Origin of the sequence: Streptococcus sp. CCUG 71758, from assembly GCF_011714815.1 — a bacterium.
Taxonomy (GTDB): Bacteria; Bacillota; Bacilli; order Lactobacillales; family Streptococcaceae; genus Streptococcus; species Streptococcus halitosis.
On the sequence record NZ_RXXO01000002.1, the window covers coordinates 195048 to 207994 of the forward strand.

A 12947-nucleotide genomic window follows, 5' to 3' on the forward strand; every position below is an offset into this window, starting at 1 on the left:
AATGAAGAAAGTATTGGTAACAGGTGCTACGGGCTTTCTAGGTAAGTATGTTGTTGAAGAGCTCAGTCAGTCGAGCTATCAGGTACGCGCTTTTGGACGCAATCGCAAGATGGGTCAGTCTTTAGAAACTTCTACTGTGGCATTTTTTCAGGGAGATTTGACCAAACAAGAGGACTTAGCTCAGGCTTGTCAAGAGATGGACATGGTTGTGCATGCGGGTGCTCTTTCTACCGTTTGGGGACCTTGGGAGGACTTCTACCAGACAAATGTCTTGGGAACCAAGTATGTTCTGGATGCTTGTCGGGAGGCGGGGATTCAGCGTTTGGTTTATGTATCATCGCCGAGCATCTATGCTGCTCCTCGAGATCAGCTAGCTATCAAAGAAAGCGATGCACCTCAGGAAAATAATCTGAACAACTACATTCGTAGTAAGCTGGCTTCGGAGAGGCTGTTTAAGGATTATCCCGATGTTCCGAGCATTATCTTACGACCTCGTGGGCTTTTTGGGATTGGGGATACCAGTATTTTGCCCCGAGTTCTCAAACTCAGTCAGAAGATTGGTATTCCCTTGATAGGGGACGGTCGTCAGCTCATGGATATGACCTGTGTGGAAAATGTCGCTCTGGCAATTCGCTTGGCTCTAGAGGCTCCTCAAGCTAGTGGCGAAGTCTATAATATTACCAATGGGGAACCAAGAGCCTTTAAGGATTTGATAGAAGAAACCCTGAGAGGACTGGGCTATCCGATAACATACAGAAAAGTGCCAGCTCCTCTTATTTCAGTTATTGCCAGTAGTTTAGAGTTTCTTTATAAGACCTTGAAACTTAAAGGTGAGCCGGCTCTGACACGCTATACCTATTATTTGCTGCGGTATAGCCAGACGCTGGACATCAGCAAGGCGGAGCTAGACTTGGGGTATCGCCCTCAAATCAGTATTTCGGAAGGGATTGAACAATATGTCCAAGATTATCGAAAGCATTGATTATTTCCCAGCAGGCTACTGTACTAGCTATACAGGTTTGCTATTCAAGGGAGTCAAGAATAAAAAGATGACCTTTCCAGCTGGTGTCTTTCTGATTAAACACAGAGACAAGGGCTATTTGCTATATGATACTGGCTATCACTATGATATTAAGACGAAGCTTCGCTATGGTTTTTATCGTCTAGGAACACCTGTTCAAATGACGGAAAAGGACCAGATTTCATATTTGCTAGAAGCGAAGGGAATCAAACCAGAAGAAATTAACTATGTCCTTCTATCTCATTTACATCCAGATCATCTGGGAGGAGCTAGCTTCTTTCCTCATGCAACCTTTATCCTGACAAAAGAAGTGTATGAAGTTTATCAAAAACCCAAGTTGAAAGACCTGATTTTCAAGGAATTTCTACCAACTTCTTTTGAAAAAAATCTAACCATTATCAGAGCTGACCAGCAAGATTCAACCTTTCCCTATCGTCCGATTTGTGATCTTTTTGGAGATGGCAGTATCCTAGTTGCTTCTGTTGACGGGCATGCTAGGGGGCAAGCCTGTCTGTATCTTCCAGACTTTAACCTCCTCATTGCAGCAGATCTTTGTTGGGGAATTGACCTTTTGCCTTACACCAAACAGATGCATCTGATTCCTTCCTTGGTTCAAGATAACAAGGTGGACTATATCAAGGGGACAGAGTTTCTAGAGGAAGTCTTAAAGGACAGTATTGAGGTGCTTGTTAGTCATGACCCTGTGGAAAGGATAGAGTCAATCTTATATGAAAAAAATAACCTTTCTTAAAACCTTTATCCAAACTCGTTGGCTTCATAACTTCAAATCTCGAGAGGCTGTAGAGAGCTATCAGAAAAAGCAATTAGCCAACTATATGGATTTTTTAAAGCGAGAGTCTCCCTACTTTAAAAATGGGGTGCCTAGCGACTTTGACCATATGGACAAAGCTTTTATGATGGAACATTTCAACGAACTCAACACCCAAGGAGTGGATCGTGAAGAAGCCTTATCCTTAGCTATTGAAAGTGAGAAAACCCGTGATTTCAGTGAACTTAAAGGCGAAGTAGCAGTCGGTCTGTCTTCAGGGACATCTGGACATCGGGGCCTCTTTATCACAACAGAGAAAGAGCGAAGTATGTGGGCGGGAGCTATCTTGGCAAAGATGTTGCCCAAGGGTCAGCTTTTTGGACACCGCATCGCCTTTTTCCTGAGAGCCGATAATGAACTCTATCAGACCATCAATACGGCGCTCATTCGTCTAGAGTATTTTGATATTTTCAAACATACAGATGAGCATATAGAGCGTCTCAATAGCTACCAACCAACTATTGTGGTGGCGCCAGCCTCTATGTTGATTGAATTGAGCAAGCGCCTCAAGGATGGAGAGTTAGCTATTCACCCACAAAAAATCGTTTCGGTGGCGGAAATCTTGGAAGATAGTGATAGGGAACGCATCGCAGAGGCCTTTTCTCTGTCCATCATTGACCAAGTTTATCAGGCAACTGAAGGTTTCCTAGCCTGCACTTGCTCAGTTGGTAATCTGCATCTCAACGAAGACATTATCTTTGTGGAAAAGCGGTATCTGGATGACCGCCGTTTTTATCCAGTGATTACGGACTTTAAGCGAAGCAGTCAGCCTGTTTATCGCTACCAGCTCAATGATATCTTGGTTGAAAATCCGGAGCCTTGTCCCTGTGGCTCCTACTATACACGGATTGACAAGGTCGAAGGACGCTCTGACGACATCTTCTATTTTGAAGGACTGGATGGGGGGCAGGTAACGATCTATCCAGACTTTATCAGACGTTGCATCCTCTTTGTGGAGAATGTAGGAGATTACCAAGTTAAGCAACATTCCGAGAAATTAGTGGAAGTTTGTTTAAGCCGACGAGATGAGGACGTAGAGACAGCAATTTTGGCACAGTTCCAACTCTTGGCCCAGCAAAAAGAGTTCATAGTTCCTCAAATCCAATTTTCAGATTATCACTGGGATACTAGTCGTAAACTCAAACGTATCCAACGTTTATGAAAGGAAGAAAGACAATGACAGAAGTAAAAAGACATGTAGAAATCGCAGGTTATGGCATTTGCCTTCCAAAGCATACAGTTCAATTTAAAGACCAAACCCGTTATCGTGTAGTTGAAAATGAAGAAACGCAACTCGACTTGGCAGAAGGAGCTATCCACCGTGCACTTGAACATGCAAATTTGGATATTAAAGATATCGATTGCCTTGTATCAGCTAGTGCAGTTGGTGTTCAGCCTATTCCTTGTACGGCTGCCTTGATTCATGAGCGCGTGGCAAAAGGACTCTCAATTCCAGCAATGGACATCAATACGACCTGTACCAGCTTTATTTCTGCTCTATCGACTATGTCCCACTTGATTGAGGCGGGCGAATACGGTCGTGTCTTGATTGTATCCAGTGAGGTTGGTAGTTTAGGGCTCAATCCCAAGCAAAAAGAAAGTTTTGAACTCTTTAGTGATGGGGCGGCAGCCTTTATTTTCCAAAAAAGTCATCAGGAAAAAGGGGTCATTGCTAGTCTCCAACGTACTTGGTCGGAAGGAGCTCACGATACGGAGATTCGTGGAGGTCTGACTTCTTTTCAACCAAAAGAGTACTCTGAAGCGACTAAGACCAACTATATGTTTGACATGAAGGGGAAGAAAATCCTCCTCTTGTCTGCTCGCAAGATCCCAGTCATGTTTGAAGAGTTTCAAGAAAAAACACGGCTAGCCTTGGCAGACGTGGACTATATCATTCCTCACCAAGCAAGTCGTGCTCTTCCTCTGGTCATGGAAAAACTAGGTGTGGCCGAGGATCAGTACCTCAATCTCGTCACTGACTATGGAAATATGGTGTCAGTCTCTGTACCGTTTGGCTTAGCTTATTCTTTGGAGCATGGACTTATCAAGGAGGGAGATGTCGTCTACCTTATGGGGACTGCAGCTGGTATGACGGTCAATATGTTGGCTCTGAAATTGTAACAATTATCCAAACACGGAACGGTTGGAGCATGAGCAAAGGTAAACGGTTGCTATCTACCCCTGAACTGAGGTATACTAGTAGAAAGATTAGTTTATCAAGCGGTGAGGGAGAATGTTAGAAAAGGAAGGAGATGTATGACAGCTAGAAAAATGCAGCTACTCATGTCCAAATATGGTTTTAGCATTACCATCATGTTGGCAGAGTTGTTTATCGTCTTTGGTTTATTTCTCTATCTAGGGCAGATGGCACCGATTATCTGGATTATCCTAGTCATTTTAGTGAGCTTAGCGACCATTGTATCGATTGTTAATCGATCTATGAATCCTGAGAGTAAGGTGACATGGTTGTTAGTAGCCTTTGTGCCAGTGTTTGGCCCCTTACTCTATATCATGTTTGGAGAGCGTCGTTTATCTAAAAAAGAAATGAAGCAGCTAAAGCAGCTCCAATCAATGGTTGATAGAGAGGACAATAGCAGAGCTCTCCGTTTGGAGTTAAAAGAGCAGGACAAGTCGGCTTATGGGGTTATCAAATCGCTCCTCAGCATGGACACGAATGCAGATGTCTATAATCGAACGGATACCCATTTTTTCCCTTCAGGGGAAAGCATGTGGCGCCAGATGCTAGAGGACCTCAAGAAAGCGGAGAAGTTTATCTTTCTCGAATACTATATCATCGAAGAAGGTTTGATGTGGAATAGTATTTTGAAAATTTTGGAAGAAAAGGCGGCTCAAGGGGTAGAAGTGAAGCTCCTTTATGATGATATTGGTTGTATGGCAACCTTGCCTGGTGATTATACCATTCATCTTCGCGGTCGAGGGATTGAAGCCCATAAATTTAATAAGGTGATTCCGCGCTTAACCGTTGCCTATAACAACCGTGACCACCGTAAAATCATGATTATCGATGGTCAAATTGCCTATACAGGTGGTGTCAATCTGGCAGATGAGTATATCAACCATATCGAACGCTTTGGTTATTGGAAAGATAGCGGTATTCGCGTAGATGGATCGGCGGTTAAGGCTTTTACTAGACTCTTTTTATCAACCTGGTATATCAACCGTGGGGAAATTAGCGACTTTGACCAATACCATCTCGAAAATCAACCAAAAGATGGGATGGGGCTCTGTATTCCCTACAGTAGCGGGCCAAAACCCATCTACCGAGCCCAGGTTGGAAAAACGGTCTATCAAAATCTTATCAATCAAGCTACGGATTACGTCTACATCACGACTCCCTATCTGATTGCTGACTATGATTTAACAGAAAGTATCAAAAATGCAGCTCTGAGAGGGGTAGATGTGCGAATTGTGACGCCGTGTATCCCAGATAAGAAGGTTATTCAGTTAGTTACTCGAGGAGCCTATCCAGACTTGTTATCTGCAGGGGTTCGAATTTATGAGTATAGCCCGGGATTCCTTCATAGCAAGCAAATGCTTGTCGATGGAGAGGCAGCTACTGTGGGAACCATCAATTTTGACTATCGGAGTTTGCTTCACCACTATGAAAATGCCGTCTTGCTTTATAGGACGCAGTCCATCATCGATATTGAAAGAGACTTCGAAGAGATTTTTAAAGTTTCTCAAGAAATTTATCCCCACACCATCAAAACAAGCTGGTATCAAAGCTTGATCAAGGAAATTGTCCAGTTGTTTGCGCCTATGCTCTAACTATCCATCAAGATCTTGCCCAAGGCTGGATCTTTTTTGTCTTCTTACGAATAGATAAGTAAAGGAGAAAACCATGCTTAATCTAGAAGATGATGATTTTATCAGAGAGTATAGAAATAGTCTATTTCACCGTTTTCGTGAAATCGAACGCTTTGCGATATTGGATAAGAAATTCAGCAAATATCAATCCCAAGCTGACATTCCTGTAAGATTTTGATATACTAAAACAGATAAACTTAGAGGAGAAATTGAATGAATGTATACGGGAAAATAGATGAGAAACAAGAAGAATCTCATTACCAAGACTGGTCCGTTCCAGAAAAGCGAGAAGGAGCTCCGATTCCCTTTTTTAGTATCTTGCTTTGGAGTTTAGTGGCTACAGCTATTTCTGTGGTTATCCCCCTTATTTTTGGTTTAGTAAGCCCGCAACAAACTCAGGATCTTTATACCGGTTGGGCCTTGCATCAAAATGGTCAAATGTATACCGATTATTTTGGGACGGAGGGATTGCTCTATTACCTGCTTACCTATCTTTCACAAGGCAGTATTCTGATTGCTTTGGTTGAGTGGTTGGCCTTATTTGGAGCAGGTGTTTTTCTTTTTAAATCTGCGGATACTCTTACAGGCCGTGTAGAAGAAGCCAAGCAGCTTGTGTTTGTGTTTAATTTGTTGGTAGCAGGTCTCGCTTTTGGTGGTGGCTATGCTCTCTTGCTAGCCCTGCCTTTCCTATTTTATTCACTTAGCATTGTTACGAACTATCTAGCTTATCCAAACGATGACAAAGGATTTTTACGTGTTGGTATGAGCCTTGCACTTGCTTTCTTCCTTGCGCCAATCCCAACAGCCTTATTTGCAGCTACACTAGCCTTGGGCATCATCGGCTTTAACTTAGGAAAAGGTCACTTTGTTCATGGTTTATATCAATTTTTTGCGTCAGCCTTAGGGTTCTCACTCTTATTCTATCCTTTAGGGTACTATACAGTATTAACAGGTAGTTTTGGGGATGCCATTAGCCAGACCTTGTATCCGGTAAATACTCTTAGCCTCTTTTCAAATGCACATTTGCTTGAAAATGCAGCCTTCTATGGCTTACTTGCCATTGGGCTAGGTTCCCTTACTTTGCTCTTTTCTGGTTTATTCCAGTCAAAACCAGCTAAGCAGTATTCCCTATCAATTGCTGCTAGTTTGGGCTTATTGCTTTCTTTGGGGCTCTTGATTTTCTCAAAAGAACCTGTCAACGGTACTCATCTCGTTGCTCTTCTTCCTTTCTTGACTTTGCTCCTTCTGACAGGGATCAAAGAGAATGTTTCTGATGGAGGCAGTCGTCGTAGAAGAAGACGTGAGAACAAAGCCTCTTTCCTCAAAGGAAATTTCTATCTACCACTGATTGCCCTTGTCTACCTCATTGTTCTCCCTATCGCGAGTCGCTACCTTTCGCACCCGGTGACTTATCAGGAGAGAGAGCGACTTGCTAGCGTAGTCAAGCAACAAACGAGTTCTGAAGATCGTGTCTATGCATGGGATGATCGTCCAGATTTCTATCGTACAAGCGAACGCTTGGCACCGACCTCTCTAGTGACGCCAACACTTTATACTGCAAGTGACGAAAATAAAACCAAACTGATGAATGACCTGAAAGAGAATGAACCGAAGATGATTATGGTCAATCAAAAAGTTGCCTTGTGGTCAGATGTAGAGAGCTGGCTCAGTGAAAACTATGAGCTTGTTCAGACAGATACTAGCGAGTTGAAGCTTTATAAATTCAAATAACAAAATCAATATCTTGTGGAATTTTAAAAAAATCGGGATTTTTAACACAAGATGTTGATTTTTATTTTTAGAGTGGTATAATACTTCATAGAACAACATTTTAGAAAGGAGCATGGATATGATTGTATTAGAAGAAAAGCTTGCAACCGTTCCCACCTTGTTCGTTGAAAAACGAGATGGTAGACGTGTAGTATTTGATGTAGACAAGATTGACAAGGCTCTCCACAAGGCGGCGGAAAAGGTTATGGACGTTACGCCTCTAGTAGAAAAACGCCTAAATGGTCTAGTTGAAAGAATCGTTACCGAAATTCATAGTCGTTTCCCTAAAGGTGTGAAGATTTATGAGATTCAGAATATCGTAGAACATGAACTTCTCGAAGCCAAAGAATATGCCTTGGCTGAAGAGTATATCACTTATCGGACACAGAGGGATTTTGAGCGCTCAAAAGCGACAGATATCAACTTTAGCATTCATAAACTTCTCAATAAAGATCAGGCAGTTGTCAATGAAAATGCCAATAAAGACAGCGATGTCTTTAACACTCAACGTGATTTGACAGCAGGGATTGTGGGGAAATCAATCGGATTGCAAATGCTTCCTAAGCACGTAGCCAATGCTCACCAAAAAGGGGATATCCACTATCATGATTTGGACTATAGTCCCTATACACCTATGACCAACTGCTGTTTGATTGATTTTAAAGGCATGTTGGAAAATGGCTTTAAAATTGGTAATGCAGAGGTAGAGAGTCCCAAGTCTATCCAGACTGCGACCGCTCAGATTTCACAAATCATTGCCAACGTTGCTTCTAGCCAGTACGGGGGCTGTTCAGCTGACCGTATCGATGAAGTCTTGGCACCTTATGCAGAGAAGAATTACCAAAAGCACCTCAAAGATGCGGAAGAATGGGTCTTGCCTGAAAAACGGGATGATTATGCTTGGAAGAAAACCCAAAAAGACATCTATGATGCCATGCAATCTCTTGAGTATGAAATCAACACCCTCTTCACTTCAAATGGACAAACACCTTTTACTTCACTAGGTTTTGGTCTGGGAACTAGTCGTTTTGAACGGGAAATTCAAAAAGCTATCTTGACCATTCGTATCAAGGGGCTTGGTTCAGAACACCGCACAGCCATCTTCCCTAAACTCATCTTTACGCTTAAAAGAGGCCTTAACTTGGAAGAAGGAACTCCAAACTATGACATCAAACAGTTGGCCCTCGAGTGTGCAACCAAACGGATGTACCCGGATGTCTTATCCTATGATAAGATTATCGAGTTGACTGGTTCTTTCAAGGTACCTATGGGCTGCCGTTCTTTCCTTCAAGGATGGAAGGATGAGAATGGCGTAGAAGTCAATTCTGGTCGGATGAATTTAGGTGTTGTGACGGTCAACCTTCCTCGCATTGCCCTTGAGTCTGAGGGCGACATGAATAAGTTCTGGGAAATCTTCAATGAGCGGATGAATATCGCAGAAGATGCTCTGGTTTACCGTGTTGAACGGACCAAGGAAGCAACACCAGCGAATGCCCCTATCCTTTATCAGTACGGAGCCTTCGGTCGCCGTCTCGGAAAAGAAGAAAGTGTAGATCAACTCTTTAAGAATCGCCGCGCGACAGTTTCGCTGGGCTACATCGGTTTGTATGAAGTGGCTACAGTCTTCTTTGGAAATAGCTGGGAAAGCAATCCTGAAGCCAAGGAATTCACATTGGATATCATTCGCGATATGAAACGTCGTGTGGAAGAGTGGTCTGACCAATATGGTTACCATTTCTCTATCTACTCCACACCGTCTGAAAGTCTGACAGACCGCTTCTGTCGCTTGGATACAGAGAAGTTCGGCTCTATTCCGGACATCACGGACAAGGAATACTACACCAACTCTTTCCACTACGATGTTCGTAAAAATCCAACACCGTTTGAAAAATTAGACTTTGAGAAAGTTTATCCAGAAGCAGGTGCGTCAGGTGGTTTCATCCATTATTGTGAGTATCCAGTTCTTCAACAAAACCCTAAAGCCTTGGAAGCTGTTTGGGACTATGCCTATGACCGTGTCGGCTATCTAGGGACCAATACTCCGATTGATCGTTGCTACAAGTGTGACTTTGAAGGGGATTTTGAACCGACTGAGCGAGGATTTGCTTGTCCAAACTGTGGCAATAGCGACCCTAAAACAGTAGATGTGGTCAAACGTACGTGTGGTTATCTGGGAAATCCTCAAGCGCGTCCGATGGTTAATGGACGCCACAAGGAAATCGCTGCGCGTGTGAAACATATGAATGGTTCAACCATTAAGACACCTGGACATAAAGTAACAAACTAGAAAGAGACGGAATGGGGAAATACCAATTAGACGATAAGGGACGCGCACAAGTGACCCGTTATCACGAGAAACACTCGAAAGGTGGAACAGGTAAAAAAGAACGCTTGCTCAACCTCAGAGAACAGTTTTTAAACAAGAACAAGAAAAAATAAAAGTGAGAGTCTGCTCTCACTTTTCTCTTAGGTGGGAGGGGAATATGGAACTACGCAGACCGATATTGGCGGATAAGGAAGCTGTTTTAGAGATGATGGCAGAGTTTGAACAGACTCAATCAGCCCATGATGGCGGATTTTGGGATGCTGAGAATTTTGTTTATGAAGAGTGGTTAAAAAACAATCAGGATCATGAAATGGGAATTAATTTGTCTGAAGGGTGGGTGCCTGATATTCAGTTAGTCGCTTTTTCGATAGATGGTCAAGCTGTAGGATTTCTCAATATCCGATTGCGGCTCAATGACTTCTTATTGGAAGAAGGCGGACATATCGGCTATTCCATCCGTCCCTCTGAAAGAGGCAAGGGTTATGCCAAAGAAGCTCTCCGACAAGGCTTGCAAGTTGTCAAGGAGAAGAATATTAAACAAGCACTTGTGACCTGTAGTACGGGAAATCCTGCTAGTAGGGCGGTGATTGTATCAAATGGCGGAGTGTTTGAAGATGTTCGCAATGGCGTAGAACGTTACTGGATAGATTTGGAGTAAAAGGATGACATGGAATACACCAAAACCAGGTGAATGGAAAAGTGAGGAGCTTAGTAAAGGGCGGATCATTGATTACAAGGCCTTTAACTTTGTCGATGGAGAAGGTGTGCGCAATTCTCTCTATGTATCAGGTTGCATGTTTCACTGCGAAGGGTGCTATAATGTTGCGACTTGGTCTTTCAACGCAGGCATTCCCTATACGCCAGAGTTAGAAGAACAGATCATGGAAGATCTTGCCCAACCTTATGTTCAAGGCTTGACCTTGCTAGGAGGAGAGCCCTTTCTTAATACGGGTATTCTCTTACCACTCGTTAAACGCATTCGAAAGGAATTGCCAGACAAAGACATCTGGTCCTGGACGGGCTACACGTGGGAAGAAATGATGCTGGAGACTCCAGATAAACTGGAACTCTTATCGCTGATTGACATCCTTGTCGATGGACGGTATGATAAAAGCAAGCGCAATCTCATGCTCCAGTTTCGAGGTTCCTCTAATCAACGGATTATCGATGTGCAAAAATCTCTCAAAAGTGGGCAAGTGGTGATTTGGGACAAGCTTAATGACGGAAAAGAAAGCTATGAACAGGTGAAGAGAGAATGAAGAAAAAAGACCTGATAGAACAACTGGTTTCAGAGATTGAAACGGGAAGGGTTAGGACGCTGGGGATTTACGGTCATGGAGCTTCAGGCAAGTCAACCTTCGCTCAGGAATTATATCAGGCCCTAGATTCTACTACAGTAAATTTACTAGAAACAGATCCCTATATCACTTCAGAACGTCACCTGGTAATACCAAAGCAAGCACCTGATCAAAAGGTAACAGCTTGTCTGCCAGCGGCGCATGAACTGGCAAGTTTGCAGAGAGATATTCTCGCCTTGCAGGCAGGTATGGATGTCTTAACAATCGATGAACCGTGGAAGGCTAGCGAGATCTTATCTGGAGCCAAACCGATTCTGATTGTTGAAGGGATGTCTGTGGGTTTTCTACCTAAGGAACTCTTTGACAAAACTATCTGTTTCTACACGGATGAGGAGACCGAATTAAAGAGGCGCTTAGCTCGAGATACAACTATGAGAAATCGCGATGCATCTTTTGTATTAGCTAGCCATCAGATGAGACGGGAGCAGTATCTGTGTTACTATAGAGAAGCCGAGTCTAAAGCAGATATCTTAGTAGATCAATCAGAAGATAAATTCAAGGTCAAAATGACTCGTATTGTATAGAAGAAAAGACAGTTTTTTATAGATATAAATCCGTAATCTCGGAAAGATAAAAATAGAAAACAGTTTCATCCCAAAAAAACGAAAAAAACCTAACAAATCCCTTGCAATCGCAGGGGCTTTGTGTTATTCTATTATGGTGCTGTAAAATACAGCCTTAGCTTTGATGCAAGAGGTTGCGACACGCTCGGTTGCATTGCCACGCAACGCGCGTCGGTTTTCTTGTGGAGCTAGCCTATTATCTTAAATAGACGAAAAGGAGAAAAAGATGGCAAACAAAAAAATCCGTATCCGTTTGAAAGCTTACGAACACCGTACGCTTGACACAGCGGCTGCAAAAATCGTAGAATCAGCTACTCGTACAGGTGCACAAGTTGCGGGTCCAATCCCACTTCCGACTGAACGTAGCCTCTACACAATCATTCGTGCGACTCACAAATACAAAGACTCTCGCGAACAATTTGAAATGCGTACACACAAACGTTTGATCGATATCGTTAACCCAACTCAAAAAACAGTTGATGCGTTGATGAAATTGGATCTTCCAAGTGGTGTAAACGTAGAAATCAAGCTTTAATCCAAAGTTTGAAACCTTGAGCATGAAAAACGCTCGTTAAAAACTTTTTGAATAAAAAATATAGAAAAGGAACTATTTTCTCATGACAAAAGGAATCTTAGGGAAAAAAGTGGGAATGACTCAAATCTTCACTGAAGCTGGCGAATTGATCCCTGTAACAGTTATTGAAGCAACTCCAAACGTTGTTCTTCAAGTTAAAACTGTTGAAACAGACGGATACAACGCTATCCAAGTTGGTTTTGATGACAAACGCGAAGTATTGAGCAACAAACCTGCTAAAGGACATGTAGCGAAAGCTAACACGGCTCCTAAGCGCTTCATTCGTGAATTCAAAAACGTTGAAGGCTTGGAAGTTGGTACTGAAATCACAGTTGAAACATTCGCAGCTGGAGACGTTGTTGACGTAACTGGTACTTCTAAAGGTAAAGGTTTCCAAGGTGTTATCAAACGCCACGGACAATCACGTGGACCAATGGCTCATGGTTCTCGTTACCACCGTCGTCCAGGTTCTATGGGACCTGTTGCACCTAACCGCGTGTTCAAAGGTAAAAACCTTGCAGGACGTATGGGTGGCGACCGCGTGACAATTCAAAACCTTGAAGTTGTACAAGTTGTTCCAGAAAAGAACGTTATCCTTATCAAAGGTAACGTACCAGGTGCTAAGAAATCTCTTATCACTATCAAGTCAGCAGTTAAAGCTGGTAAATAATAAGGAAA

Annotated in this window: 14 protein-coding genes; all 14 read left to right on the forward strand. The window is 42.8% G+C overall.

Annotated elements, in window-relative coordinates:
- Window position 1: 1 nt before the first annotated feature.
- The 14 genes from EKB01_RS04440 (at window position 2) to rplC (ending at window position 12939) form a co-directional block, all read left to right on the forward strand.
- A complete protein-coding gene (locus tag EKB01_RS04440) occupies window positions 2–982 on the forward strand; it encodes an NAD(P)-dependent oxidoreductase (protein ID WP_109289592.1) in 981 nt (326 codons plus the stop codon).
- Window positions 957–1772 carry an MBL fold metallo-hydrolase gene (locus tag EKB01_RS04445; protein ID WP_000034628.1) on the forward strand — a complete coding sequence of 272 codons (816 nt, stop codon included), beginning with the start codon at window positions 957–959 and terminating at the stop codon, window positions 1770–1772. Before EKB01_RS04440 ends, EKB01_RS04445 begins: the two co-directional genes overlap by 26 nt.
- Complete coding sequence (locus tag EKB01_RS04450; RefSeq protein ID WP_109289593.1) at window positions 1750–3012, forward strand: F390 synthetase-related protein; 1263 nt, start codon at window positions 1750–1752, stop codon at window positions 3010–3012. Before EKB01_RS04445 ends, EKB01_RS04450 begins: the two co-directional genes overlap by 23 nt.
- A 14-nt stretch (window positions 3013–3026) precedes the next feature.
- Window positions 3027–3971, forward strand: coding sequence for a 3-oxoacyl-[acyl-carrier-protein] synthase III C-terminal domain-containing protein (locus tag EKB01_RS04455; protein ID WP_109289594.1), 945 nt, complete (start codon window positions 3027–3029; stop codon window positions 3969–3971).
- Between the two features lie 135 nt (window positions 3972–4106).
- Entirely contained in the window at window positions 4107–5639 is a 1533-nt protein-coding gene (gene cls / locus EKB01_RS04460; protein ID WP_167265804.1) for a cardiolipin synthase, read from the forward strand.
- Between the two features lie 73 nt (window positions 5640–5712).
- Window positions 5713–5856: a hypothetical protein gene (locus EKB01_RS04465; RefSeq protein ID WP_000933181.1), complete on the forward strand. Its 144-nt coding sequence runs from the start codon at window positions 5713–5715 to the stop codon at window positions 5854–5856.
- A 35-nt stretch (window positions 5857–5891) separates the two neighbouring features.
- The gene (locus tag EKB01_RS04470) at window positions 5892–7409 is read left to right on the forward strand and encodes a damage-inducible protein CinA (protein ID WP_167265805.1); all 1518 of its coding nucleotides are present in this window, start codon (window positions 5892–5894) and stop codon (window positions 7407–7409) included.
- A 118-nt stretch (window positions 7410–7527) separates the two neighbouring features.
- Complete coding sequence (gene nrdD, locus EKB01_RS04475; protein ID WP_167265806.1) at window positions 7528–9735, forward strand: anaerobic ribonucleoside-triphosphate reductase; 2208 nt, start codon at window positions 7528–7530, stop codon at window positions 9733–9735.
- A gap of 11 nt (window positions 9736–9746) precedes the next feature.
- On the forward strand, window positions 9747–9887 hold the full coding sequence (locus EKB01_RS04480) for a hypothetical protein (RefSeq protein WP_000521625.1): 141 nt from the start codon (window positions 9747–9749) through the stop codon (window positions 9885–9887).
- Window positions 9888–9931: 44 nt separating this feature from the next.
- Window positions 9932–10432, forward strand: a complete 501-nt coding sequence (locus EKB01_RS04485) for a GNAT family N-acetyltransferase (RefSeq protein ID WP_109289598.1) — start codon at window positions 9932–9934, stop codon at window positions 10430–10432.
- Window positions 10433–10436: 4 nt separating this feature from the next.
- Entirely contained in the window at window positions 10437–11033 is a 597-nt protein-coding gene (gene nrdG / locus EKB01_RS04490) for an anaerobic ribonucleoside-triphosphate reductase activating protein (protein ID WP_000220164.1), read from the forward strand.
- On the forward strand, window positions 11030–11656 hold the full coding sequence (locus EKB01_RS04495; protein WP_109289599.1) for a phosphoribulokinase: 627 nt from the start codon (window positions 11030–11032) through the stop codon (window positions 11654–11656). Before nrdG ends, EKB01_RS04495 begins: the two co-directional genes overlap by 4 nt.
- 265 nt (window positions 11657–11921) lie before the next feature.
- Window positions 11922–12230, forward strand: coding sequence for a 30S ribosomal protein S10 (rpsJ, locus tag EKB01_RS04500; protein WP_001284513.1), 309 nt, complete (start codon window positions 11922–11924; stop codon window positions 12228–12230).
- An 82-nt stretch (window positions 12231–12312) separates the two neighbouring features.
- Window positions 12313–12939, forward strand: a complete 627-nt coding sequence (rplC, locus tag EKB01_RS04505) for a 50S ribosomal protein L3 (protein ID WP_000160200.1) — start codon at window positions 12313–12315, stop codon at window positions 12937–12939.
- The last annotated feature ends 8 nt before the right edge of the window (window positions 12940–12947 follow it).